The sequence below is a fragment of the Mesorhizobium sp. ESP6-5 genome (assembly GCF_020164695.1).
Lineage (GTDB): Bacteria > Pseudomonadota > Alphaproteobacteria > Rhizobiales > Rhizobiaceae > Mesorhizobium > Mesorhizobium australicum.
Genome location: NZ_JAIUGR010000007.1, coordinates 85533 through 112322, shown reverse-complemented (window position 1 = coordinate 112322; position 26790 = coordinate 85533). Strand labels below are relative to the sequence as shown.

The 26790-nt window shown below is 64.9% G+C and carries 16 protein-coding genes and 1 pseudogene; 10 read left to right on the top strand and 7 right to left on the bottom strand.

What is annotated here, in order from left to right; all coding sequences use genetic code 11:
- Window positions 1-3: 3 nt before the first annotated feature.
- Together LB524_RS13400 and LB524_RS13395 are read left to right on the top strand one after the other, a co-directional pair.
- A complete protein-coding gene (locus LB524_RS13400) occupies window positions 4-3159 on the top strand; it encodes an efflux RND transporter permease subunit (RefSeq protein ID WP_224527067.1) in 3156 nt (1051 codons plus the stop codon).
- A 26-nt stretch (window positions 3160-3185) separates the two neighbouring features.
- Window positions 3186-3788: pseudogene (locus tag LB524_RS13395) on the top strand (TolC family protein); the annotation flags it as partial.
- A 51-nt stretch (window positions 3789-3839) separates the two neighbouring features.
- Here LB524_RS13395 and LB524_RS29075 read toward each other — a convergent pair.
- Window positions 3840-4499, bottom strand: coding sequence for a response regulator (locus LB524_RS29075; RefSeq protein ID WP_140617989.1), 660 nt, complete (start codon window positions 4497-4499; stop codon window positions 3840-3842).
- A 668-nt stretch (window positions 4500-5167) separates the two neighbouring features.
- Here LB524_RS29075 and LB524_RS13385 point away from each other — a divergent pair.
- The 6 genes from LB524_RS13385 (at window position 5168) to LB524_RS13360 (ending at window position 13808) form a co-directional block, all read left to right on the top strand.
- Complete coding sequence (locus LB524_RS13385) at window positions 5168-7600, top strand: hypothetical protein (protein ID WP_224527047.1); 2433 nt, start codon at window positions 5168-5170, stop codon at window positions 7598-7600.
- A 98-nt stretch (window positions 7601-7698) separates the two neighbouring features.
- On the top strand, window positions 7699-9720 hold the full coding sequence (locus LB524_RS13380) for a type I secretion system permease/ATPase (protein WP_224527044.1): 2022 nt from the start codon (window positions 7699-7701) through the stop codon (window positions 9718-9720).
- An 11-nt stretch (window positions 9721-9731) separates the two neighbouring features.
- A complete protein-coding gene (locus LB524_RS13375; protein ID WP_140792427.1) occupies window positions 9732-11027 on the top strand; it encodes an HlyD family type I secretion periplasmic adaptor subunit in 1296 nt (431 codons plus the stop codon).
- A 22-nt stretch (window positions 11028-11049) separates the two neighbouring features.
- Window positions 11050-11337: a hypothetical protein gene (locus LB524_RS13370; RefSeq protein WP_224527554.1), complete on the top strand. Its 288-nt coding sequence runs from the start codon at window positions 11050-11052 to the stop codon at window positions 11335-11337.
- Between the two features lie 92 nt (window positions 11338-11429).
- A complete protein-coding gene (locus tag LB524_RS13365; protein ID WP_224527041.1) occupies window positions 11430-12512 on the top strand; it encodes a sensor histidine kinase in 1083 nt (360 codons plus the stop codon).
- A gap of 414 nt (window positions 12513-12926) precedes the next feature.
- Window positions 12927-13808 carry an EamA family transporter gene (locus LB524_RS13360; protein WP_224527040.1) on the top strand — a complete coding sequence of 294 codons (882 nt, stop codon included), beginning with the start codon at window positions 12927-12929 and terminating at the stop codon, window positions 13806-13808.
- A gap of 61 nt (window positions 13809-13869) precedes the next feature.
- On the opposite strand, the gene LB524_RS13355 is transcribed toward LB524_RS13360, so the two are convergent.
- The gene (locus LB524_RS13355; RefSeq protein WP_224527037.1) at window positions 13870-18282 is read right to left on the bottom strand and encodes an autotransporter outer membrane beta-barrel domain-containing protein; all 4413 of its coding nucleotides are present in this window, start codon (window positions 18280-18282) and stop codon (window positions 13870-13872) included.
- A gap of 207 nt (window positions 18283-18489) precedes the next feature.
- Window positions 18490-19446, bottom strand: a complete 957-nt coding sequence (locus LB524_RS13350; RefSeq protein WP_224527034.1) for an AraC family transcriptional regulator — start codon at window positions 19444-19446, stop codon at window positions 18490-18492.
- Window positions 19447-19492: 46 nt separating this feature from the next.
- Between LB524_RS13350 and LB524_RS13345 the strand changes: the two genes are divergently transcribed.
- The gene (locus LB524_RS13345; RefSeq protein ID WP_224527031.1) at window positions 19493-20794 is read left to right on the top strand and encodes a helix-turn-helix transcriptional regulator; all 1302 of its coding nucleotides are present in this window, start codon (window positions 19493-19495) and stop codon (window positions 20792-20794) included.
- A gap of 35 nt (window positions 20795-20829) precedes the next feature.
- On the opposite strand, the gene LB524_RS13340 is transcribed toward LB524_RS13345, so the two are convergent.
- On the bottom strand, window positions 20830-21756 hold the full coding sequence (locus tag LB524_RS13340) for a LysR family transcriptional regulator (protein ID WP_041163790.1): 927 nt from the start codon (window positions 21754-21756) through the stop codon (window positions 20830-20832).
- A 95-nt stretch (window positions 21757-21851) separates the two neighbouring features.
- On the opposite strand from LB524_RS13340, the gene LB524_RS13335 reads away from it, so the two are divergent.
- A complete protein-coding gene (locus LB524_RS13335) occupies window positions 21852-22862 on the top strand; it encodes a zinc-dependent alcohol dehydrogenase family protein (protein WP_224527028.1) in 1011 nt (336 codons plus the stop codon).
- Between the two features lie 93 nt (window positions 22863-22955).
- Here the strand turns inward: LB524_RS13335 and LB524_RS13330 are convergent, their stop codons facing one another.
- The 3 genes from LB524_RS13330 to LB524_RS13320 are packed head-to-tail and all read right to left on the bottom strand — an operon-like array spanning window position 22956 to window position 26730.
- Window positions 22956-25271 carry a xanthine dehydrogenase family protein molybdopterin-binding subunit gene (locus LB524_RS13330; RefSeq protein WP_224527008.1) on the bottom strand — a complete coding sequence of 772 codons (2316 nt, stop codon included), beginning with the start codon at window positions 25269-25271 and terminating at the stop codon, window positions 22956-22958.
- Complete coding sequence (locus LB524_RS13325; protein WP_140617996.1) at window positions 25268-26251, bottom strand: FAD binding domain-containing protein; 984 nt, start codon at window positions 26249-26251, stop codon at window positions 25268-25270. The genes LB524_RS13330 and LB524_RS13325 overlap by 4 nt, the downstream gene beginning before the upstream one ends.
- Window positions 26248-26730, bottom strand: coding sequence for a (2Fe-2S)-binding protein (locus LB524_RS13320; protein WP_015316943.1), 483 nt, complete (start codon window positions 26728-26730; stop codon window positions 26248-26250). Before LB524_RS13320 ends, LB524_RS13325 begins: the two co-directional genes overlap by 4 nt.
- Between the last annotated feature and the right edge of the window lie 60 nt (window positions 26731-26790).

Here is a 26790-nt window from a genome sequence, read left to right as displayed (position 1 = left end):
ACGATGTCAGCATTTTTCATCAACCGGCCGATCTTCGCCTGGGTGATCGCCATCGTGATCATGCTGGGCGGTCTGCTCGCACTCACCACGCTGCCGATCTCGCAATATCCGCAGATCGCGCCGACCACGGTCAATATCAGCGCCACCTATCCGGGCGCGGACGCCCAGACGGTCGAGAACTCGGTGACCAAGGTCATCGAGCAAGGCATGACCGGCATCGACAACCTCGATTACATGACGGCGACGTCGACCTCGACCGGTTCTGCGTCGATCACGCTGACCTTCACCAGTTCGGCCGACCCCGACACCGCCCAGGTGCAGACGCAGAACAAGCTGCAGCTGGTGCAGTCGCAACTGCCGCAGGTAGTGCAGAGCAACGGCATCACCGTCTCCAAATCCTCGACCGGCTTCCTGATGGTCATCGGCTTCGTCTCCAGCGACGGCAAGATGAACTCGACCGACCTCGCCGACTATGTCGACGCCACCGTCAACGACACGCTGAAGCGCGTCGAAGGCGTGGGCTCGACGCAGCTCTTCGGCTCGGGCTATGCGATGCGGATCTGGCTCGACCCCGACAAGCTGGCCAAATACGCGCTGATGCCAAGCGACGTGGCGAGCGCCATCGAGGCGCAGAACACGCAGGTTTCGGCCGGCCAGCTCGGCGGTCTGCCGGCGCGCAAGGGCCAGCAGCTCAACGCCACGGTGACCGCCAAGAGCCGGCTGCAAACCGCCGAACAGTTCCGCAATATCATCCTGAAGAGCCAGACGGACGGCTCGCTGGTCCGCCTCAACGACGTCGCCACCGTCGAACTCGGCGCCGAAAGCTATACGACGCAAGCCAACTACAACGGCAAGCCGGCGGCGGGCGTCGCCGTCAACCTGGCGACCGGTGCCAACGCGATCAGCACCGCCGAAGCGGTGCGCTCGACGATAAACCGGCTGAGCTCGACCTTCCCGCAAGGCGTCGAGGTCGTCTATCCCTACGACACCTCGCCCTTCGTGCGGCTGTCGATCGAGGAGGTGGTCAAGACGCTAGCCGAGGCGATCGTGCTGGTGTTCCTGGTGATGTTCATCTTCCTGCAGAACTTGCGGGCGACGATCATCCCGACCATCGCGGTGCCGGTGGTGCTGCTGGGCACGTTCGGCGTGCTGTCGCTGTTCGGCTATTCGGTCAACACGCTGACCATGTTCGCCATGGTGCTGGCCATCGGCCTGCTCGTCGACGACGCCATCGTCGTGGTCGAGAATGTCGAACGCGTCATGCAGGAGGAAGATCTGTCGCCGAAGGAGGCGACGCGAAAATCGATGAACGAGATCACCGGCGCGCTGGTCGGCATCGCCACCGTGCTGTCGGCGGTGTTCGTGCCGATGGCCTTCTTCGGCGGCTCGACCGGCATCATCTACCGGCAGTTCTCGGTGACCATCGTCTCGGCCATGGTGCTGTCCGTGCTGGTGGCTCTGGTGCTGACGCCGGCATTGTGCGCCACGATCCTGCGGCGGCCGAAGGACCATGCCACGCAGACCGGTCCGTTCGGCTGGTTCAACAGGATGTTCGATCGCGGCACGACGGCCTATCGCGACGGCTCGCACGGCATCATCAACCGGTCGTGGCGATTTCTTGCCATCTTCCTCGCCATCGTCGTCGCCATGGGCTGGATGTTTGCGCGGCTGCCGAGCTCGTTCCTGCCGGAAGAGGACCAGGGCATCCTGATCACCAGCGTGCAATTGCCGGTCGGCGCCACGCAGGACCGCACGGAGCGCGTGCTGAAGCAAGTCACCGACCATTATCTCAACGACGAAAAAGACGCCGTCGACGGGGTCTTCACCGCGTCGGGCTTCGGCTTCGGCGGCGCCGGGCAGAATGTCGGCATCGGCTTCGTGCGGCTGAAGGATTTCGCCCAGCGCAAGTCGGCCGCAATGGCCGCGCAGGCGATCGCCGGCCGCGCCATGGGCGCGTTCTCCAAGATCAGGGATGCGCAGGTCTTCGCGCTGGCGCCCCCGGCCATCCAGGGTTTCGGCAACACCAACGGCTTCGATTTCTACCTGCAGGACGTCAACGGCGCCGGCCATGACGCGCTGATCCAGACGCGCAACCAGCTTCTGGCCTTGGCTGGGCAGAGCAAGGTGCTCGCAAACACGCGTCCCAACGGCCAGGAGGACCAGCCGCAATTCTCGGTCGACATCGACCAGGAGAAGGCGAGCGCGCTGGGCGTCAGCCTTGCCGACATCAACAACACGTTGTCCAGCGCCTGGGGCAGCGATTACGTCAACGACTTCATCGATCGGGGACGGGTGAAGCCGGTCTACATGCAATCGGACGCGAATTTCCGCATGCAGCCGGAGGATCTCGACAAATGGCAGGTCCGCAATTCAAGCGGCGCCATGGTGCCGTTCTCGGCCTTTGCCTCCAGCCACTGGACATTCGGTTCGCCCCGGCTCGAACGCTATAATGGTTCGGCCGCGGTCGAGATTCAGGGCGCGGCGGCAGCGGGCGTGAGCTCGGGTGCGGCGATGGACGAGATCGACAAACTGGTCGCGCAACTGCCGGCCGGCTATTCGCATGAATGGACCGGGCTGTCGCATCAGGAGCGGCTTTCGGGCAACCAGGCGATGTCGCTCTATGCGATCTCGGCCTTGGTCGTGTTCCTGTGCCTGGCCGCGCTCTATGAGAGCTGGTCGATCCCGTTCGCGGTGATGCTGTCGGTACCGATCGGCATCTTCGGCGCGCTGCTGGCGGCAAGCCTGTTCGGCCAGACCAACGACGTCTATTTCAAGGTCGGCCTGCTGACCACGATCGGCCTCGCCGCCAAGAACGCCATCCTGATCGTCGAGTTCGCCATTGAACGGCAGGCGGCCGGCATGGGGCTGGTGGAGGCAACGCTCGAGGCGGCGCGACAGCGGTTGCGGCCGATCCTGATGACGTCGCTGGCCTTCATCCTCGGCGTCACGCCGCTTGCGATCGCCAGCGGCGCCGGCTCGGGCGCGCAGAACTCCGTCGGCATCGGCGTGATGGGCGGCATGATCGCCGCGACCGTGATCGGTGTGTTCCTGGTGCCGCTGCTGTTCGTCACGGTGCGGCGCATCTTCAAGGGCAGGGTGGCCAAACCAGATGCCGGGCAGGATAAGGGCGAAACGCCGGTGACGGCCAACCAGCAGTAAGGGTTCTTGCATGAGAGGTTTTGAACGTGGCTCGGTGGCCGAGGCGGCCCCGTGCGCCTATTGTCGGCGCGGCCTTGCTCGCGGGATGCGTCGTCGGTCTGGATTACCGCACGCCCGACCTGCCGATACCGGCAAACTGGAGCGGTGAGAAGCCGACCAAGTCCGTCCAGCCGGCGCAGCTGTCGCAATGGTGGCAACGCCTGCGCGACCCGCAGCTCGACTCGCTTGTCGAGGAAGCAGTCGCCGGCAACCTCGATGTCGCCACGGCGAAGGCCAAGATCCGCGAAGCTCGCGCCGACTACCGCCAGAGCGCCGGCACGCTGTTCCCGTCAGCCGACGGCTCGGCATCGGCGACGCGCAACAGGACTGCCGCCGCCGCGGCCGGCGGCACCGCCAGCGATGCCTACAGCCAGTACCAGTCGGGCTTCGCCGCCAGTTGGGAACTCGACCTGTTCGGTGCCAACCGCCGGGGCGTCGAGGCCGCACGCCATGGTGTGGACGCCTCGCAGGAGGAACTGCGCTCGACGCTGCTGACGCTGGTCGGCGATGTCGCGTCCACTTACACGCAGGCCCGCGGCTACCAGGCGCGCATCGCGCTCGCCCGGCGTTCGGCCGTCTCGCAGCGGCAGACCGCTGAGCTCACCCGCACCATGGCGCAGGCGGGGTCGGCGATGGCGGCCTCATTCGCCTCCGATGCGGGCGTTCAGTCCAGTCTGGCCGGCGGCCAGTTGCAAAAGCTGAGCACGCGAGGCGATCTCCAACTTGCGGTAGATGTTGTTCATATGGATTTTCAGCGTGCCTTTCGAGATGCCGATATCGAGCGCGATCCGCCCGTATGGCTTGTCCGTGGCAACGAGCCGGGCAATCTCCATTTCCCGTCTGGTCAGCCGTGACGACAGCTTCTGCCATTTGATCCGGCGGGACGCCTCAATCTCGAGGGCTTCGCCGACAATTTCGGCAGGCAACCAGTGACCGCCGGAGGCAACCTGGTCAATGCATCTCAGCAGCGTGCCGACGGCGGACTCCTTCAGCACGATCCCGGCGACGCCAGCCATGACCACATCGTAAAGCTGGCCTTGTGACGCGCCAGCCGTCAGCATCACACAGCGTGTGGCCGGCGTTTCCTTGCCGAGTTCGACGGCAACGTCGAGCCCGCTGAACCCCGGCATGTTCAGATCGATCACCGCAATGTCGGGCAAGTCCTGCCTAATCCTGGTCACAGCGCTCCTGCCGTCCAGCGCCGAACCGACAACCCTATAGCCGGGCTCGCGGGCAATCAGGTCTCCCAGGCCGTGCAGGAGCAGCGGATGGTCGTCGACAATGAACACAGTGGTGACCATCTTCAGTCACGCTCCAACCCGATCAGGCTCGCACACCCTATGCGATAATCCATCCCGGCAGCAGCATCGTGCTTCCGATAAGAATTAGCAATTACTAATTAATGTCGATACGCTTCCGGCACCAGGGTGCGTGGTGCCGGATTGAAACAGGGCAGTTCCGAGGCGTCATTGCCAGTCCGCGATTTGATGAGATCATGGACCTGACCCAGCGATCCTCGTCTTTGAGAGTAAAACGCGGAAAGAATTTCACACAACTCGGCTAACGTTGTGAGTTTTTACTGAAATGACGATTACATTTAATGATGTCGGATTTTCATTTGCGCCTATAACCGCAGTTATATGGACGTGGCCATTGCAACCTGCAAAATATGGTTAGGGGATTGTTAAGACTCTGGCGGTCGATGTCGACCGCGTGAGTTTGAGGTATGGGGCTTGAGCGTGGCAGGCAGTTCGACGGCACCTGTGTTCCGTCATCCAGCAACAGCTGGCGAAGCGAGTCCAGACTTCGCCGCCGCTCCCGGGCTTTCGTTCCAATTTCCCCTCTTCTTTTTACGAGACGATCGCTCGTCGGCATGCCGCGGGAGCCGGCGCTCGGAGCATGCAGTCAACCCTGGGGTGAACGGTGGCGGCTTGATCGCTGACCGGACGACAATGTGGAGGAAATGGTAATGGCGACAGATATCGGCGGCGGCGTCCTTCTCGAGGCGACGACGGAAGGTTCGGGAACCGGCAATTATGATTCGTTCCTGCGGCTGCAGGCGACAGGTGTCGAAGAGGGCTTCAACACCGATCAGAACGGCAACGTCGTCGACAACAAGGCGTCCTTCACCCACGACCTGCAATACAGCAACTTGCAGGCGATCACTGTCGACGGCGTCCAGTATATCGAGTTTCGGCTGGACCTGAACGAAAGCAACAATGATGTAAACGGTAACATCACGCTGACCGGGCTGGATATCTACATCTCCAATGCCGGAGCGACGCTTGCCGACTATAATGCTGACTTTGCAGGGTTCACCACCGTCTTCCACCTGACCGCCGACCAGTTGCTGATCGATTCCAATCATGGCTCGGGGACGGACGACTACCGCGTGCTCGTCCCGGTCAGCGACTTTACGGCGGCCGATGTCTCGCCCGATTCCTATGTCACGCTGTCTTCGGGCTTCTCCGGAGCCAATGGCGGCTTCGAGGAGTGGCGCACCCTCACGACCCCCGGCACCGGCACTGATACGCCTGGAATAGGCATCGACAAGGTAACGGTCGACGGCACGGCGATCGGCGACGGGCTGAGCGTGCTCGCCGGCGATACGATCACCTGGCAATACACGGTCAGCAACACCGGCAATGTCGCCCTGTCGAACATTGTCGTCACCGACGACCACAATGACGTGGTCGTGACGGCGGTTCTCAGCGGCAGCTTCAACGTCGGCGACACCAACCATGACGGCAAGCTCGACACCACCGAGCACTGGAGCTTCATCGGCACGAGCACCGGCACGGCTGTCGTCGGCGATTACACCAATGTTGGCACGGTCACGGGCTCGGCCGGGGCAGTCAATGTCACCGACAGCGACGGCTCCAGCTATTTCGGCGCCGATCCCGAGATCAAGATCGACAAGGTGACGGTCGACGACGGGACCAAGGGCGACACTCTGACGATCCTGACCGGCGAGCCGATCTCGTGGGAATACACGGTGACCAATGTCGGCAACGTTGCCCTGTCGGGCGTCACGGTAACCGACAGCGACGCCGGCGTGACGCCGGGCGCGGTGCTTGGCGGTGGCCATGTCACCAACATCGGTGACGTCAACGACAACAACAAGCTCGACATCGGTGAAGTCTGGAAGTTCTCGGCAACCGGCACCGCCGTGACAGGCGCCTACAGCAACACCGGCACCGCCTCCGGCTCCTTCACCGATGATGCCAATCATACCGGCACCGACACGGCCACCGACGACTCCGGCTATTTCGGCGCCAATCCGCACATCACGCTCGACAAGAAGACCAACGCCGTCGACCACGGCCTCAACATCTTCCAGGGCCAAGCCGTGACCTGGACCTACGATGTCAAGAACGACGGCAATGTCGCGCTCGCCCATGTGGTCGTGACCGACGACAACGGCACCGCCGGCACCGGCGACGATTTCCATCCGACGGCGATCCTCAGCGGCGGCTTCAACAGCGGCGACACCAACCACGACAATCTGCTCGATATAAATGAGACCTGGCACTACCAGGCGACGGGCATCGCGCAGCTCGGCAGCTACGTCAACAATGCAACAGCCACCACCGACGCCTATGTCGACACGGCCGGACATTCGCGCACGCCGCTCGCCGCCGACAACAGCGACTACGAAGGTTTCTCGAACAAGGCGCTGACACAAGGGTTCTGGGGCAGCCATTCCGATGCCTGGGACAATGTCGCCGGCAATGAGGGCAATCCCACTAAGAGCGCGGTGGCCAGCGGCGTCTTGTCCAGCCTTGACGTCAATCCGCGTAGCGACGGCTATCTGCTGCTCGGCGACAGCAACGGCGACGGCATTGCCAACGATGCGCACGACCTCCTGATTTCGACCTCGCTGGCCAAGGCCATCGAATCGAGTTCGGCGGGTGGCGATGCGCGCGTGATCATGCTGCAGCAGGCAATCGCCACCCAGCTCAACATCGACAACCATGTCGCTCAGCCCAACGACCTGATCGACGAGGCGGTGATGTGGCTGAAGGGTCAGGGGACCTGGGCCGGGCTCGGCGTCAATGTCGACGCCGACAACGATGGCGTCGTCGATCAGGTCGGCACCGCGCTGAAGGGGCCTGCGGTCAAGACAAACACGGTTGCCTGGACCAAATATGTCGACGTCACCGACGCGAGCTCCGGCATCGTCGACTGGAACGGCGGCAAGGAGGCCGACGGCGAGGGCCTGAAGAACGCGCTGATGTGGTTCAACCAGGGGCAACTGGTGACATCCGGGCCGGACGGGCATGTCGCTTGGTTCGACGGGACCCACATCATCGACGAGCATCCCAACACGCTCGATCAATTCTGGCTCACGCTGCATGAGGTGGCGCAGACTCAAGTGGGGGGCCTGACGGGGATCGCCTGAGGCAGGCTCCCGGCCTTCCGGTCGGGTGTCTTGCCGCAGCGCTGCTCGCATGAATTGGCATGGGAAGGGCCTCCACCATCTTCAAATCGGCGCAGGCCATGATCAGGTCCTTGGGTCTGGTTATGATAGCCTGCGCCCTTTTTCTCGGGCTCGGCGGCGTGCTGACGGCATCGCAGGGCGTCTGGTTGCTGTGCCTGGCGCTGGCGATATCCGGCGCACTTCTGCTGTTTCGGGAACGCAATCCCTTTCGCGCTGAAGCCGGTCCGGACGCAGCCCCCGGCGTCACGGCGACGGCGCGAGATGCTGCCGGGCCCAGTACCCGGCAGCCCAACAACGCCCGGCAGCCCAACGTCCGACAACAGCAGGGATCGGAACTCGCGGCGGCGATCAGATCCTGCCGCTCGGCCTTCATCGCGATCGCGCTGTTCAGCGGCGTCCTCAACGTGCTGATGCTGTCCAGTTCGATCTACATGCTCGAGGTCTACGATCGCGTGCTGCCGAGCCGCAGCGTGCCGACGCTGATCGGCCTCAGCCTGCTTGTCGCCATCCTCTATGCCGGGCAAGGCGGGCTCGATTTCATCCGCGGCCGCATCCTGGTGCGCATCGGCGGTGCCCTCGACGAGGTGCTCGGCGCCCGCGTCTATTCCAGCGTCCTCAAGCTGCCGCTCAAGGTCGGCCGCAACGGCGACAGCATGCAGCCGGTGCGCGATCTCGACAGCGTGCGGACTTTCCTGTCGGGCACCGGCCCGACCGCGTTGTTCGATCTGCCGTGGCTGCCGCTCTATCTGGCCATCATTTTCATGTTCCACGTGCTTCTCGGCGTGACCGCCCTGATCGGCGCGATCGTGCTGGTGCTGTTGACCGTCTTTGCCGAGCGGCTGACGCGCAAGCCGGTCACATCAGGCACCCAGACCGGCATCATCCGCAACGGCCTGACCACGACCGGCAATCGCAATGCGGAAGTCATCGCGGCGCTCGGCATGGGCGGCCGGATGGCGAAACGATGGGAAGAGGCCAACCGCGACTATCTCGCCGAGCAGCGCAGCGTCAGCGACATCGCCGGCGGCTTCGGCGCCGTGTCCAAGGTGCTGCGCATGCTCCTGCAATCGGCCATGCTCGGCATTGGCGCCTGGCTGGTCATCGAGCAGCAGGTGACCGCGGGCATCATCATCACCGCATCGATCCTGAGCGGCCGCGCGCTGGCGCCCGTCGATCTGGTCATCGCCAACTGGAAGGGTTTCGTGACCGCGCGGCAGGGCTGGCAGCGGCTGACCAGGATTCTCGCCGCTTTGCCGGCCGACGCCGAGCCGATGGCCATGCCGGCGCCGAGCCGCCATGTCTTCATGCAGGGTGTCAGTGTTGCCGCACCCGGCACGCAGCGCCTTCTGGTGCAGGATGCCAGCTTTGCGCTGGAAGCGGGACACGCCGTCGGCATCATCGGCCAGAGTGGCTCAGGCAAGTCGACGTTGGTCAGGGCGCTTGTCGGCGCTTGGCCGTCCGCCGCCGGCAGGGTGAGGCTCGACGGCGCCGACCTCGATCAGTGGTCGCCGGAGGATCGTGGCCGGTTCATCGGCTATCTGCCACAGGACGTCGAGCTGTTTGCTGGCTCGATCGCCGAGAACATCGCGCGTTTCGAGCCCGGCGCCGATCCCGCATTGGTGATTGCCGCCGCCAGGGCCGCCGGCGCGCATGACCTCATCGTCGGTTTCCGTGATGGCTACGAAACACAGATCGGCGAACTCGGCGAAGCCGTCTCGGCGGGCCAGCGCCAGCGCATCGCGCTGGCCCGCGCGCTCTATCGCGACCCTTTCCTGGTGGTGCTCGACGAACCGAATTCCAACCTCGACGCCGAAGGCGAGCAGGCGCTGTTCCAGGCGATCTTTTCGGTGCGGCAGCGTGGCGGCATCGTCGTACTCGTGGCGCACCGGCCAAGCGCGCTCAGCACAGTCGATTTCATCCTCGCCATGAGCCAGGGCCGCGTCCAGGCGTTCGGCCTCAAGGACGATGTTCTGGCCAAGCTGTTTCCGCGGCCGCAACCGGCAGTGGCCGCCGTGCCGCACCTCAGGCTCGCCACCGAAGGGCCGGCGCCATCGCCTGGCGTGGCGGCGGCGGGCAAATGACGGGGGGAACGATGTCGAACGCTTCCCACCAATCCATCCGGCGCTACATGCATATGGGCCTCATCGCGGTCGCGATGCTGGTCGGCGGCGTCGGCGGCTGGGCCTCGCTGACGCGGATTTCGGGAGCGGTCATCGCGTCTGGGGTTCTCGTCGTCGATTCCCACGTCAAGGATGTGCAGCATTCGACCGGCGGCATCGTCGGCGAGATCTCGGCGCGTGACGGCGACCGCGTCAAGCGCGGGGCGCTGCTGGTGCGCCTCGACCCTACCGTGCCGGCGGCCAACCTCGCCGTCGTCACCAAGGCGCTCGATCAGCTGTCGGCACGCAAGGCGCGCCTCGAAGCCGAACGCCAGGGCTCCGACACCATCGTCTTTCCGCAAGATCTTTTCGATCGCCGCGCCAGTCCGGGGATCGCCGCGATGATGGCCGGCGAGCAACAGGTTTTCAAAACAAGGCGTGCGGGTCGTTCCGGCCAGAAGAGCCAGCTGCAGGAGCGCATCCTGCAGCTGCAGAAGGAGATTGGCGGCGACACGGCGCAGGTCGAAGCCAAGTCGCAGGAAATCACGCTCGTCGAGGAGGAACTGGCCAGCATACGCGCACTGTGGAAGAAGCGGCTGATCTCAATCGATCGCCTGACCGCCATGGAGCGCGAGTCGGCGCGGCTCGACGGCGAGCGCGGCCAGCTGACGGCGGCCCTGGCACAGGCCCAGGGCAAGATCGCCGAGATCAATTTGCAGGTCCTCCAGATCGACCTCGAACTCGGCACCGACGTCAACAAGGATTTGCGCGAGATCGACGGCAAGATCGGCGAGCTGACGGAACGAAAGATTGCCGCCGAGGACCAGCTCAGGCGCATCGACATCCGCGCGCCGCAGGACGGCGTCGTGCAGCAGTCCATCGCTCACACCATCGGCGGCGTGATAACCCCTGGCCAAACGATCATGCAGATCGTGCCCGATAGCGACAGCCTGACGGTCGAGGCCAAGATCGCGCCGAGCGACATCGACCAGCTCTGGGTCGGCCAGTCGGCGGCGCTGCGCTTCTCGGCCTTCAACCAGCGCACCACGCCGCAAATCAACGGCACGGTCGAACGGACCTCACCGGACACGACGACCGACCAGCGCACCGGCATCAGCTACTACACCGTTCGCATCGCAACCACGCATGCCGAGGTGGCACGCCTCGGCGAGGTCAAGCTGGTTCCCGGCATGCCGGTCGAATCCTTCATCAAGACCGCGGACCGGACCGTGATCTCCTATCTCGTCAAACCGCTGCAGGATCAGATCAGCCGCGCTTTCAGGGAATGAGCGGGATGTTCGGCATTCGCTGTTGCAGAGCCGCGTCCTTCTGGCGACCGACTACATCGCCCTCAACAAGGCGCTCGGCGGCGGCTGGACGGCGCGGTCGACAGCGCCAGGCCCGAAATCGTCGACGGCAAGACCGGTCCGCGGCTGGCGAAGGTGGCCGGCCAGAGTTGACCGGTTCGGGTTCCCGCAGGGGTTCCAGGCTGGGGAACGCTTGCAATGCGATGCCATCATCAAGCTGAATTATCTTGGCGACGGCCTGGATTTCACCATGGCGCTGCCGTTGCGCGGGACCAGGCCGGCGCGGGCCTAGTCCTGATGCCGGTGAAAGTGGCACTTTTGGCGATAGCTCGCGCATCGCTTCGCTGATATTGGTGGCGTCCAGAAAATTCCTGGATGCAAGAGATGACATCGAATTCAGATAAGGCGGAAACGGTCGAGCAGTTGCTGGAAACGCCCGACCTTGCCAGCGCGCTGGAAAGCGAACAGTTCAAGAAGTTCCTCGACCAGGTGCCGATTGCCATCGCCGTTTCGGACCTCGGCGGGCAGGAACGTGTCGTCTATGCCAATCCGGAGTTCGAGAAACTGTCGGGCCTGAAGGCGGCCAGCCTCGCCCAGAAGCATTGGGCGGCACTTTCCGGCATTGGCCTGCACCAGCAGAAGGACAGCGCGCTGTCCGATGCGGTGGTCGACGGGACCGATTTCGTCGGCACGTTTCGGCTCGAGAGGGCCGAGGACAAGTCTGCAATCGTCGACGTCTATTCCAACGTCATCGAGGATGACAACGGCAAGGCCTGCTTCCGGCTGGTGGCACTGGTCGACGTCTCGGCGCATGGCGAGACCGAAGATGCGCGCTCGATCGAGGAGCGCGTCCGCGAGAAAGACACGCTGTTGCGGGAATTGCAGCACCGGGTGAAGAACAATCTGCAGATGATCACCGCCCTGATCCGCCTCGAAACACGCAATGCGACCGAGCCGGACCGGAAACGCTTCGAAAGGCTGGCCGGCCGCGTCGATGCCTTGGCCATCCTTTATCAAACGCTGTCGGGCGAGGAGCACAAGGAGGAGGTCGATCTCGGCGTCTATCTGAGCCAGATCGCGTCAGCCGTGATGAGTTCGCATGCTGTCGAGGGCATTCGCCTCGACATGAAGGTGGACACCTACCCGGTTTCGATCAACGTTGCCATGCCCACCGGCCTGGTGGTCAACGAACTGCTGACCAACGCGCTCAAGCATGCATTTCGCGGGCGTGACAGCGGCACGATCACGCTGCACAGCGTCGTGAACGGGGATGGCTGTCGCGTCGTCGTCGCCGATGACGGGATCGGGTTGCCGGAAGGCGAGAGCTGGCCCAAGCAAGGCAAGCTCGGCGCGCTCATCGCACAATCGCTGACAGAGAACGCCAAGGCTGAGTTCGACGTGACTTCCAGCGCCGACGAAGGCACGCGGGTCACGATCGTGTTCAAGCGCTCCGCCGCCGCGGCCTAGGGGCAATTCCAGGAAACCAACTGGTTAGGGCGGGTTCGGCGTTCTGCCAATTCAATCTGGAGCGGCGATCCTGCGCATGCTGCGCGACGACGGTTCGCAGTCGTGCCGAACTGGCGCGGCGCGCGGCGCTTTCGCCCACCACGCTGACCGATCTACGGCGCATCTGCTCAGGGCAGGGACCGTCGTCGAACTCAACCAGGCCGCCGCCAGCGACGCGTCCGTGGGCCGGCGGCCATCGGTGTCGCGCCGGTGCCCGATGCCCTGTCGGTGGCGGAATCGCCTTACGGCATCGACCGTTTCTGGCCGTGCCCCCATCGAGGCATCCGCGCTGTCTCACGACAGCCAGGCCGGTTCATCCTATTGCATTGCTGCCGGGCAGGTTTTCGCCTCGGGGCATGGAGGGATGAAGCACAAGTGACATCAATGCCGCTTGCCAGCCGCGAAGCCGCACCCTTGCCGGTCGCGGCGCTGATGGGGGCCATGGTGTCGATCCAGATCGGCGCCACCTTCGCCAAGACGCTGTTTCCGGTGATCGGCGCGCAAGGCACGACGACGCTCAGGCTGGTCATCGGCGCGCTGATGCTGATCGCGGTGCTGCGGCCCTGGCAGGTACGGCCCTCGCGCGCCACCATGCCGTGGCTCATCGCCTATGGGGTGACGCTGTGCGCGCTCAACCTTCTGTTCTACGCGTCACTTGCCAGGATCCCGCTTGGCGTCGCGGTGGCGCTGGAGTTTTCCGGTCCGCTGCTGGTGGCGACACTGACCTCTCGGCGGGCCAGCGACTTTGCCTGGATCGCACTTGCGGTCGCCGGCATCGTGCTGTTGTCGCCCTTCATCCACTCGCTAAAGCCGCTCGACCCGATCGGCGTGATGCTGGCGCTGGCGGCCGGCGGGTTCTGGGCGCTCTATATCGTTCTGGCGCAGAAGGCGGGCGCGGAACTCGGCACCCGCACCACCGCCTATGGCATGGCGATCGCCGCTGTGCTGGTGCTGCCCTTTGGCATTGCCGAGGCGGGAAGCGGCCTGCTCGCGCCGTCGATCCTGGTCAGCGCGCTGCTCGTCGGCCTGTTCTCGAGCGCGCTGCCGTTCTTCCTGGAGATGGTGGCGCTGACCCGCATGCCGGCGCGCATCTATGGCACGCTGACCTGCCTCGAGCCGGGGCTCGGCGCGCTGGCCGGGTTCCTGTTCCTGCGGGAAAGCCTGACCACGCCGCAACTGGCCGGCATCGCCGCCGTGATCGTGGCCGCCGCCGGCACCGCGCTGACCTCGAAGCCGCCGGTGCCGTCGCCGGAGTAGGGGGCGGACGCCAGGACCGCCCGGCGACGTTAATTTGGCGCGAGCCGGCGGCCTGTTGTCGTCAGAACTTGACACTGAGGTTTGCCTTGGCGCCGTTGTCGAAGGCGCCACCACCGAACTGCCCGGAATAGGACAGGCCGAGCGTGGCATTGGGCGACACTTTCATGTCGATGCCAGCTTCGATAACCGCCGCGTCCCTGGCGATCGGCACGCCGGCGATGGTGAAGGCGTCGCCGCCGGCGAAGGCGAAACTTGAGGTCGGCGTGACGTCGCCGGAAGCGTGGCGCCAGCCGAGCATGCCGCGCGCGGTGGCATTGACGCCGCCAAGCGCAAAATCGGTCGAGCCGCGCAAGCCGAGCGTGGCGAAGGTGACGTTGCTGCTCGCGCCGGCGCTGGTCAAGGCCGCCGCACCGCCGGTTTCGCTGAAGCCGTCAGTGTGCAGGCTGACATAAGCGAGGTTGGCGAAGGGTTCGAACTTGAAGCTCCCGCCGGTCTCGGCCTTGTAGGCGAGTTCGCCGAACATCTGCGCGGTGCCCGCATCGTAGTCGGCCGAGAGCTGATCGGCAAAACCGGTGAAGGCGACGGAGCGCTTGGTCGAGAGGCTGCTCCAGCTGTAGGCCGCACCGGTGCGGAAGGCGATGGCGCCCCAATTGGTGCCGCCATAGAGACCGAGATGGTATCTGTCGCTCTTGCCCGAGGCGTTGCGGTCGTCGGCATCGAAGGAGGAATGGCTGTAGCCGCCGAGCAGGCCGAGACGCCAGCCGCCCACCAGCGTGTCGGCGCCGGCCAGCAGGCCGCCGGTGGAGCGGTCGAAGGCGGCGGCGTTGCCGTCGCTTTCGGTACTCCCCCAGGAACCGAACGCCTGGCCCCAGACGGCGAAGCGGTCGGTGTCGGCGGCGACCATTTCCGGGCCGCCCTCGCCATAGGCCATGACCGGAAGTGCGGCCGACGCGCCGGCATCGCCGAAGGCGGCAGCGATGCGGCTGTTGGCGGCGTCGCGAACGAAGCGGGAGTCCTCGATCAGCAGGCCCTTGGCCGAGGCATGGATTTCGCCGGAAAGCTGGTCGAAAGCGTCCTGGGCGGCTGCCTCGCTCGACAAGGCAAAGATGGCATCGAAGAGCGGATTGCCGGCGCCAAGGCTTTCGGCGCCGCCGCCGGTGGCGATCTGGTTCGGCGTCAGGCCTACACTGGCAAAGCTTGCCTTGGCCAGGTTGAGATAGACATTGTTCGCGTCATAGGTGAGCGTCGGCGCAATGAAGATCGAGCCGCCTTCGAGACTGGCCTTGTCGAAGGTGCCGGTGACACCGCCCGCCGCCGTGACGATCGTATAGGTCGTGCCGGTCGCATAATCCGGATAGGGTATGACGTCGACCGTGCCGCCGCCAATCGTCACCGTACCGGTGGCGTTGATCCGATCGGATGTGCCGCCGATTTCGACTTCAACTGCGTAAGTCGAACCGGCCGAGAAGGCTGTGTTGCTAACATTGATCGTGCCGATCGAATTGCCCGGTGCAAAGGTGCCGCCCGAAGCAATGGTCACAATGCCTACCGTGCCCGACCCGCCAAGCAGGCCGCCGGTGACATTTATCGCGCCGCCGAGCGAGCCGTTGACATAGAGGCCGCCGCCGAGAACGTTCGTCGTCCCGGTGAAGCCGGAGGAATTACTGGTCAACTTGGTGTTGCCGGCGATCTGGTTGATCGTTCCCAGTCCGCTGATCGCCGAAGCGAAGCCATTGTTCGCGCTGGTATGGTTGAAATTGAGCGTGCCGGTGCCGGAGCCGAACTGCAACGTTGCCGAATCGAGGACGCCGGCGCCCGCCGCCGCGGAGCCCGCCGCGCCGCCGATGTTAAGCGCGCCGACAGAGCCGGCCTGGCTGGCGATCACGGTAGAGCCGTCCACCAGAGCGGTGCCGCCGTTGGAGAGCGTCACCGAAGCAGTGCCGCCGAACCCGATATCCAGGTCGCCGTGCATCTCCCACAGTGAGGCCGGGCCATCAACGGTTGCCTGGCCGGTGGCACCGGCGGCGAACGCCATGTAGGTGCCGCCGCCGGATGCGACGCCGCCATTGGTGACGGCAAGAGTGCCGATTCCCAGACCGCCAAGGTACATGCCGTTCTTGTTGGTCCATTTCGAGCCCACGCCGTCGACGGTAACCGCACCGGTGGCTGTCGCCGCCTGGCCGACAAAGACGGAATCTGCATCCGCTGAACCGCCGCTGGAGATGGAAAGTGCCGCGTGGCCGGCGCTTCCCAGGATAAGATTGTCATCGGTGCTCCAGGAGGATCCCGCCCCGTCCACCGTCACGGTGGCGGTTGCGGTTTCAAACACTGCGAGGAGCGCGGCCTGGTTGAGGACATGGCCGCCATCTGCCACCTGGAGCGTGCCGGCGCCCTTGAAACCGAGGAACAGGTCGCCGGAATTCGTCCAGCTCGAACCCGGTCCATCGACCGTGACGGTGCCCATGGACCCGACGTCGTAGCCCGCAGAGCCAGTCTGGTTACTAACGGCGGCGCCATTGGTGATGTCGAGCGTGCCGGTTCCTGATTGGCCGACAATGAGTTCGCCCGTATTCGCCCAGGTTGAGCCGGTGCCGTCCACCGTCGCCGTCCCGGTCGAGCCCGCGGCATATCCGAGATAGCCAGCAAGGTTGCTCACGCCGCCACCGTTCGTGACAGCTAGCTTGCCCGTGCCCGCAACCCCAACCTTGAGGTTTCCGCTGTTGGTCCAGGTCGAGCCTGCACCGTCGACCATTGCCGTGCCCGTCGAGGCCGCCTCGAAGCCAACGTAGCCCATGGCATTGCTGACTGCGCCACCGTTCAGGATTTTCAGCGTGCCAGTGCCTCCATCGCCGACATAGAAGTTGGAACTGCTTGTCCAGGTCGAGCCCGCACCGGTGATAGTGGCAAACCCCGTCGAGCCCGCCATGGTGCCCACAGCGCCCACAGTGTCGCTGACCGCGCCGCCGTTCGAGATCGTCAGCGTGCCCGTGCTGAGACCCCCGAGGTAGAGATTCCCGCTATTTGTCCACTTTGATCCCGCGCCGTCGACGAACACTTCGCCAGCCGAGCCCGCCGAGTTGCCGACAAAGCCCCAGGCGTTGGTGACGGCGCCGCCATTGCTTATCGCCAAAGTGCCGGCGCCGAAATCGCCAATACTCAGGTTTCCGCTGTTGGTCCAGGTCGAGCCGGTGCCGTCGACGAACGCCATGCCGATGGAGCCCGTCTTCGCGCCGACAGCGGCCCAGGTGTTGCTGACCACGCCGCCGTGAGTGATCCCCAGTGCGCCGTTACCCAAATTGCCCACAATCAGGTTGGAGCTGTTTGTCCAGATCGAGCCGGCGCCATCGACGAACGCGATGCCGGTCGAGCCCGTCTGCGCGCCGATCATACCGATGGTGTTGCTGACCGCGCCGCCATTCGAGACCGTCAGCGTACCCTGGCCCTGGAAGCCGATGAAGAGGTCCGAAGTGTTGGTCCAGGCCGAGCCGACGCCGTCGACCGCCGCCAGGCCCTTGGAGCCCGCGGCATAGCCGGCATAGCCCACCGAACTGGTGACCGCGCCGCCATTCGTGACCGTCAGCGCGCCGAAGCCCGCGTTCCCGACCGCAAGGGCCGCGTTCGCCCAGGTCGAGCCAGCACCGTCGACAGTTGCCGTGCCACTGGAGCCCGCCAGGTTGCCCAGGATACCGCTCAGATTGCTGACCTTGCCGCCGTTCGAGATTTTCAGCGCACCGGTGCCCTGATCGCCGACGTATAGGTGGGAGGAGTTTGTCCAGGTCGAACCCGCTCCGTCGACCGTCACCGTGCCGGTGGAGCCTGCATGCCAACCGATGGTGCCCATGGCATTGCTGACCACGCCGCCATTGGTGATGTCCAGCGTGCCTGTGCCAAATTCGGCGATATAAAGATCTCCGCTGTTGGTCCATGTCGAGCCCGGGCCGTCCACCGTTACGGTGCCGGTGCCCGGGCCGTAGCCGACATGACCCACTTTGTCGCTCACAGCGCCGCCGCTGGAGATCGTCAAGGTGCCGTTGCTGTTCGTACCCAAGGCAAGGAAAAGGTCCGAACTGTTGCTCCAGACGGAGCCTGCTCCAGTGACGCTCACGGTGCCGCTCGCGTCCGAAGCGTAGCCGAGATAGCCGGCAGTGTCGGAGAGGGTGCCGCCATTGGTGATCGTCAGCGAGCCCGAGTAACTCGAAATGGTGCCGACAAACAGATAATGAGCGGCCGCATTCGCCGCATTGACCACGGTCGGGTGCGGGAACACCGGATCGAGCATAACATCGTCGCTCGATGTCGGAACAGCGGCGGGGTTCCAGTTTCCGGCGGTAAACCAATCCGTGGAGGCGGCGCCGGTCCAGATCTCGGCTGCCGATGCGGGGATCGGCAGGCCAAGGCAGACCAGTGCCGTCGACGCCAGCGCCAGGTTTTTCAATGCGTTGGCCTTGCGGCCTCCAAATGCATTCCGCGGCATTCGATCCCCTGACATGACGTTTCACCCTGAGGCTGACATGTCATTGGAGCCCGGCCTTGTCTTGGGCAGGGCCGCACCGGAATTGGACTGGAGTGAAAAGCAGCGTGTTTTGCGCGCATTGTGGCAGTTCGGCGTCATCGGTGGCGCAAGCCGCTGCGGAACGGCCTCGCACGGGCGGTACCGGACTGCTGGCGAAGGCTGCAAAACTTATCTGGCGCTTGTCGGCGTATAGCCGAAACGGCGACGAAAGCAGCGGTTGAAGTACGATACGTCGCTGAATCCGCTTGTCAGGGCGATGTCACTGACCCGCATGTCGCTGTGTTTGTGCGAGAGCATCCTGTGGGCGCTCTGCAGACGCAGTTCGAGAACGCGTTCGGAGAAGCTCATTCCCGTCTCCTGAAGGAGGTCGTGGACGTAGCGCACCGACAGGCCGAGTTGTAGAGCGACACTTTGGGCGGAGATGCCGGGGTCGATAAAATCCTCGGCGATCCTTGCGAGGACGGCCTCCAGCCTGGCAGCGCGCAGGCCCCGAAGCCCGGCCAGTTCGGCAGCCCGACCTTTTGCGCCGGTCGCCAGGCCGATCAGATCCACGATCGTGTCCGTCGCGTGCGTGATCAGATCCGCGGAGGCAAGCGGGCTGCCGCTTTCAAGAAGCAGGCAATAGCGTTTGAGAAGCTCGAGGGCTTCGCTGTCGGCGCCGATCTTCAGCCCCAGCCTGTCATCGATCTGCGGGAAGGCGCGCAGGAGGATCGCGCGTGGGACCACCACATTCGTCCAGACATTGCTGTCGGCACCGTTCATTTTCAGAGCTTCCGATGCGGTGACAAGCACGGCCTCTCCCCGGCCGACGGCATATTCGCGGCCGGCATGTACCCCTGACAGCATGGTGTCGGCCTTGTTGATCATCAGCAGATAGCCGTCCTCGTCGTCATTGGCGATGTTGCTCGCTTTGCGTGTGGCATGCTTGACGGGTCCGGACATCTGGCCGAGAACCGCTGAACCGACGGCCGTGGCTTCGATGGCTTCGAAGTGCAGGTTTTCCGGACTGTCGTATTCGGCCGACCGTATTTCCGCGACAGGGATGTCTTGCCACGGGGAAAATCGTTCTCGTTCATCAAGATGCGGTGGCAACCGAGCCGATGAAAGCACCGTCTTTCGCGACAATGGGGAACCTCGACAACTGTCCACGGCTTAAAAAATATCGAACGCGATGCTTTCCATTGCGACAATAACCGGCAACAGTGGCGGCCCGGCGTTCAAGCGACCAAGTTCAACCCATAGTCGAGAGCGGCCGCGACTTGCGTCATCCAAAAGTATGATGTCACAAATTCCTCCGAGGCGAGATCGGGGCGTGCCTGGAGGTGTGATGGAAAGGCTGAGCAGCGAAGTCCTGAGTTCGATTATCGGCGATATCTACGATTGCGTTTTGAACCCGGAAGGCTGGGCCGGAGTCATGACCCGCGTCACGAAAGCTGTCGACGCGGCCTATACCACCATCGCGCTTGCCGGCACCGCCCATAATAGCGGCCGTTTCGCGGCTCAGTCGCCCTGGGATCCCGTGCAGATGCGGGCCCTCGAAGAAGACTATGACTTTGATGGAATTCCCGGACTGAAGGCAGCGGTCGTCGGCGATGTCGACCGGCCCGTTGCGACGCTGTCGCTCATGAGCGAAAGCGAACTCCAACTGACGCCGTTTTTTCAGAACTGGGCCAAACCGCAGGGACTGCGCGAGGCTTGCATCACCAAATTCGTTCATACGCCGGACCGAATCGGGCTTCTGGGCTGCACCACGCGAGCCAGCAGGGGAGGCATCTCGATCGAAGAGCAGCATTTCCTGGCATTGCTCTCGCCGCATCTGCGCCGTGCTTCGCTGATCGGCGATCTGCTCGACCAGGGCCGCATCACCATCGATCTTTATCGTCAGGCGCTCGATCATTTGGCTGTGCCTGTCGTGCTTACCCACGCCAATGGAGCAATCCTCCATGCGAATGCGGCCGCCGAACAGATGTTTTCGGTGCAGGGGCCCATTCTCTCCAGGAACGGCCTGCTCCAGGCACAGAATCGGGTCGTGGCCCGCGCCCTGCTCGACGCGATCGCCAGCACGGCGAGCGCGGATGCCTCGCTTGGCGCGCGCGGCATAGGGCTGCCGGTTTCGGCCCAAGGCCAGCCGCCCGCCGTTGCCTATGTGTTGCCGTTGACTGAAGGAACGGCGCGCGCGGTTTTCCGGCCGGCATGCGCGGCTGTGTTCATATCGACGACGACATCGGCTTCTCCCCTCCCGGAGGCCGTTCTGACCACGCTGTTCGATCTTACGCCCTCGGAGGCGCGGGTGCTGCTGCGGATCGGCAGCGGATTGTCAGCGTCCAAGAGCGCGTTGGCGCTCGGCATTGGCGAAAACACCTTGAAGACCCACCTCAACCGAATCTTTGCCAAAACCGGCACGAGACGCCAAGCCGACCTCGTCAAACTCGTGTCGGACATCGGCATGCCGCTGGCGGCTCATGGGCCCTGAAGCGCGCAGTCTCTACCGCGAGCGGGTCAGCGGCTTTACCGCCAGGGCGGTTCCGGCGCGAAGCGCTTGCCGATCCAGTCGGTGAAGGCGCGGGTCTTGGCGGCTTTTCCCTTGGCCGAGGGCGTGACGACATAGACGGCGCCTTCATCCGCCAAGGTCCACTCCTCCAGCACAGGCACCAGCCGTCCATCGGCAAGCTCGCGCCCGACCAGCCAGTCGGTGCTCATCATCAGGCCGAGCCCCTGCACGGCGGCCTCGACCAGCACCTCGGCATCGTCGCTGACCAACGGCCCGGAAACCTCGACGCGCGCGCGCCGGCCCTCGCGGTCGGTCATCTCCCAGGCCGGAAAGGTCTGGAAGCCCGAGAAGCCCAGGCAGGAATGATCGAGCAGCGCCTGCGGCGTCTCCGGCGTGCCCCTGCGGGCGAGATAGGAGGGAGCCGCGCAGAGCAGCCTGCGTCGCGTCGCCACCTTGCGTGCCACCAGGCGCGAATCCTCCAGGCTGCCCAGCCGCACGGCGACGTCGAAATTCTCGGCGACCAGATCGGTGAAGCGGTTGGAGAATTCGGCCTCGATGCGGACATCGGGAAATTCGGCAAGGAATTGAGGCAGCAGCGGCCCGATCCACATGCGCCCGAACGTGCCGGGCAGCGCCAGCCTGAGCACGCCGCGCGGGCGGCCTCCGGCATGCGCGGACGCGACGGCCTCGGCCTCGTCGACGGATGCAAGGATGGCGCGCACGCGCATCAGGAATTCGGCGCCCGCTTCGGTCAGCGAGACGCTGCGCGTCGTGCGCGAGAGCAATCTCACCCCCAGCCGCGTTTCCAGCGATTGCAGGCGCCGCGACAGAATGGTCGCGTCGCGCCCGACCCGCGCCGCCGCTTTGGTGAAGGAGCGCGCCTCGGCGATGGCCGCGAACGCAGCCATCTCGGCAAGGGCAGCGGGTTCGTGAGATTGCTGCATCATTCACAGTTCTCAATTTCGCGAAACGAGGATTATCCAGAGATAACGCAGCAAATAGGTTCACTCAACCACCAATCGTCCACCGGAGTGAAACCATGAAAGCCATCGAACTCAGCCAGCCCAGGCTGGACGCCTTCCGCGCCGCCACCGTTGCAACCCCCGAACCGCAGCGCGGAGAGGTGCTGATCCGCCAGCGTGCGGCGAGCCTCAATTTCGTCGATGTGGCGGTGGCAAGCGGCAATTATCCCGGACCGAGCTTTCCGCTCATCCCCATAGCCGACGGCGCCGGCGAGATCGTCGCGCTGGGCGAGGGCGTTGCGAGATTCGCCATCGGCGATCGCGTCATCGCCCATGCCAAGCCGCGCTGGATCGGTGGGCCGCCGCGGCCTTACGAGATGACGCAGATGCGCGGCATTTCGCTGCCGGGGTCACTGGCCGAATATGTCGCATTGCCGGCCAATTCGCTGGTGCCGGTGCCGGCGCATCTTTCCTTCGAGGCGGCGTCGACGCTGCCCATCGCCGGCACCACCGCGTGGAACGCCATTTGCGCCGCCGATGTCGGGCCGGGCTCGGTCGTCGTGCTGCTTGGCACTGGCGGCGTCTCCATCTTCACCCTGCAGCTCGCTAAAGCCGCCGGCGCGACCGTCATCATCACCTCGTCGTCGGACGAAAAGCTGGAGCGGGCGAAGGCGCTCGGCGCCGATCATCTCATCAACTATCGCGCGACGCCCGAGTGGGATGGCAAGGTGCTGGAGCTGACCGGCGGCCTCGGCGCCGACCTTGTCGTCGAGACCGGGGGCAGCGCCACCTTCGCCCGCGCCGTCAACGCCACCGCGCCCGGCGGTACGCTGTTCACCATCGGCTTCGTCACCGGTGCCGAGGCCACGATCAATCTGCTGCCGATCATCATCAAGGCGCTGAAGGTGGTCGGCAACAACACCGGATCGGTGTCCGATCTCAGCGACGCCGCCCGCGCCGTCGGCGCGGCCCGGATCGAGCCGGTGGTCGACAAGGTGTTTTCGCCCGACGAAGCGGCCGAAGCCTACGCCCACATGGCCGCCGGCGGCCTGCACTTCGGCAAGCTGGTGTTCGGGCTGGAGTGGTGATCGGCGCAGGCGCTTTTTTTCAATGTTGAAAATTGGCGGAACCGCCGCGACATCCAATCTCCCCCACGAGGGGGAAGATTGGCAGCCTCACCGTCAGATCAGCTTCTCCAGCGTGATCGGCAGATCCCGCACGCGCTTGCCTGTGGCGTGGAACACTGCATTGGCGATCGCGGGCGCGACGCCGACAATGGCGAGTTCGCCGACACCCTTGCCGCCCAGCACCGAGGAGTGCGGGTCGGGAACCCCCACCGAGATCACCTCGATCTCGGGGATGTCGGCATTGGTCGGGATGAGATAGTCGGCGAGGTTGTTGTTGACGATGCGGCCGTGGCGGCGATCGACGATGCCTTCTTCGAGCAGCGCCTGGCCGATACCCATGATGATGCCGCCCTTCCACTGGCTTTCGGCGAGCTTCGGATTGTAGAGCCGGCCCGAATCCAGCGCCGACACGACGCGCGACACACGCACCGTGCCGAAATCCTCGTGGACGCGCACCTCGACGAAATGCGCGCACCAGGAGTGGCGGGAATAGTCACCCTCCGTGTGTGGCAGCGCCATGGCGATGGTGGTGTAGTTCTTGTAGCGATCATCCGCTGACGAATTGGCCGGCATGGTGTCGCCAGTCGCTTCGATGCGGTCGCGGCCGACGCTTTTGAGCAGTTCGCCGATCGAGACGTCGGGGCCGTCGCCCCGCGGCGCGGTGATGCGGCCATTGGCGACGACCAGCGTGTTGGCCTGCAGCGCGTTGAAGGGCGAGCGGGGATCGCTGATCGCCAGGCCGACCAGCTGGTCGAGTGCCGAGGTCGCGGCCTTGTGGACGGCGCCCGTCATCACGCCGGCCAGCCGCGAGCCGCCGGCGACGCCGGCGCGGGGGAAGCGCGAATCGCCGAGCTTCACCACCACGTCGTTGGCCGCAACGCCGACCGTTTCGGCGGCCGTCTGCGCCAGGATGGTGTAGGTGCCCTGGCCCATGTCGATGGAGGAGCTTTCGACCTCGACCGAGCCGTCGGCCAGGATGCGCACGATCGCCTCGCCATAGGCGCGCCGCACCGGATAGGTGCCGGCGGCCACGCCCCAGCCGACCAGATGGTTGCCGTCGCGCATCGAGCGTGGCTCAGGCGTGCGCCTGGCCCAGCCGAAGCGTTCGGCACCCGCTGCGAAAGCCTCGCGCAACTGCCTGGTCGACCAGGCTTTTTTCGCGTGCGGATCCTGTTCGGCGTAGTTGCGCAGCCGGATTTCCAGCGGATCGATGCCGACCTCGTAGGCGAGCTCGTCGATGGCACTTTCGATGCCGAAGGCCGAAGGGTTTTCACCCGGTGCGCGCATGGCGCCCGGCACCACCGAATTCACCCGCACGACATTCTGTTTCGAGGAGAAGTTCGGCGTCGCGTACATGATCGAGGTGACCGAGCCCAGTGGCTCGACCCACATGCCGTCGATGGAGGTTTCGTTGACGCCGCGATGCACGATCGACTGGATTCTTCCGTCATGGTCGGCGCCGATCGTCACCGTCTGCCGCGTCGCGGCGCGGCCGCCATAGCCGGTGAAGGTCTGCGGCCGCGTCATGACCAGCCGCACCGGCCGGCCGAGCATTTTCGCGGCACTTGCGGCAATCGCGCCATGGCTGAGCGCCAGCGCCTTGGAGCCGAAGCCGCCGCCGACATAGGGCGACATCAGCCGCACATTTTCGAACGGCACGCCGAACCATTCGGCATAGGTGCGCGCCATGCCGTCCAGCCATTGGCTCGGCTCCCACACGGTGAGATGGTCACCCTCCCAGCGGGCGATCAGGCCATGCGGCTCCATCGGCGCCTGGTATTCGCGCGGTGTGTTGTAGGCGGCGCAGACGCGCACCGGGGCGGAGGCGAAGGCGGCGGCCGCGTCGCCCCATTCCTTGGTCATGGCGTCGACTGGGACGCCGTCGCCGGCCTTGCCGTCGCTGAGGTCGACGATGGCCGGAGCCTCATCATAGCTGACCTTGACCATCGTCGCGGCGGCCACGGCCTGCTCGAAGGTCTCGGCAACCACGGCGGCGACGTGCTGGCCCGAGAAGGTGACGTCGCGCGCCAGCGGACAATAGGGTTTGTCCGGCGGCAGCGTGCCGAACCAGTCCGAGGCGGTTTTCAGGCTGATGATCGTGTCTGGTGTCAACACCTTGAGGACGCCCGGCGCGGTCTCGGCCTCCGCCGTCTCGATGGCGCGCACCTTGCCGGATGCGATGGTGCTTTCGACCAGCACGGCATAGGCGAGCCCTTCGAGCTGCTGCTCGACGGCGTATTTCGCCGCACCCGTGATCTTGGCCGGGCCGTCGACGCGCGACAGCCGGCCGCCGACGGCCTCCACCTGCGCGCCGTCGGACGCGTCGCCATGTCTTCCGACGTAAACAGTGCTTGCGATGTGAACGGTCATGCCGCTTCTCCCAATTTGAGGATGGCGCGTGCGACGACGCGCGGCGCGAGTTCGATCTTGTAGCGGTTGGCGCCATGGTCGACGGCGCCTTCGACGGCGAGCAGGCTGGCCGTGCGAACGGCTTCCGGCTCCAGCGCCTTGCCTTTTAGCGCGGCTTCCACGGCTCGCGCCCGCCAGGGTTTGGTCGCGACGCCACCGAGCGCCACGCGCAGGTCGCGGATGGTGCGCCCGTCGGCCTCCAGTTCGAGCCCGACAGCGGCACTGGCCGCGGCGAACTCATAGGACTGCCGGTCGCGGATCTTCAAATAGGTCGAACGGCGGGCGACGGCGGAAGAAGGGATTTCGATGGCGGTGATCATCTCGCCCGGCTCGATCGCGTGTTCCCTGTCGGGCGTCGTGCCTGGCAGCAGGAAAAAGTCCTCCACCGGCACGCGCCGTTCGCCGAGATGGACCGTTGCGTCGAAGGCGACGAGCGCGGTGGCGAGGTCGCCGGGATACATGGCGATGCAAGCCTCGCTGGTGCCAAGCACGGCATGGCCCCTGGTAACGCCGCCGATCGCCGAACAGCCGCTGCCTGGTTCGCGCTTGTTGCAGGCGGCAAAGTTCGAGGGATCGCGGAAATAGGGGCAGCGCGTGCGCTGCATCAGATTGCCGCCGATGGTCGCCATGTTGCGGATCTGCGCCGAGGCTGCCTGCCAGAGCGCTTCGGAGATGGCGGGGAAGCGGCTCTTGATGTCGTCATGGTCGGCGACATGGCCCATCCTGGCGAGCGCGCCGATGACGGCGCCGCGCTCGTCGATCTCGATCTGGTCGAACCCCTCGAGATGGGTGATATCGACCAGCGTGTCGGGCTCGGCGACACCGCATTTGGCGAGGTCGATCAGCGTGGTGCCGCCGGCCAGAAGCATGGCGCCGGGCAGCGCGGCCGCCTGGCGGGCGGCATCAGCCGAGGTGGCGCGAAAATAGGAAAAATCCCTCATGACGCGGCCTCCAGCGCCGCCTGGCGCACGGCGGCGACAATGTGCGGATAGGCGCCGCAGCGGCAGAGATTGCCGGCCATGTATTCGCGGATTTCCTCGTCCGAGCCGGCATGGCCCTCGCGGATGCAGGCCACCGCCGACATGATCTGGCCTGGCGTGCAGTAGCCGCACTGGAAGGCGTCCTGCTCGAGGAAAGCAGCCTGCACGGGATGCAGTTCGCCCTCCCGTGCAAGCCCCTCTATGGTGGTGATGGCGCGGCCCTCGGCCTGTGCGGCCAGCGTCAGGCAGGCCAGCACGCGCTCGCCGTCGACATGGACGGTGCAGGCGCCGCACTGGCCGTGGTCGCAGCCCTTCTTGGTGCCGGTCAGGCCGAGCCTGTCACGCAAGGCGTCGAGCAGCGTGACACGCGGCTCGAGTTCCAGCGTGTGATGCTGGCCGTTGATATCGAGATGGACGGGAATCGTGGTCTTGCTCGTCATGGGCGTCTGGCTCCAGTTGCTTGACGCTGGGGGAATGAATTGAAACTGGGCAGGGCGCTC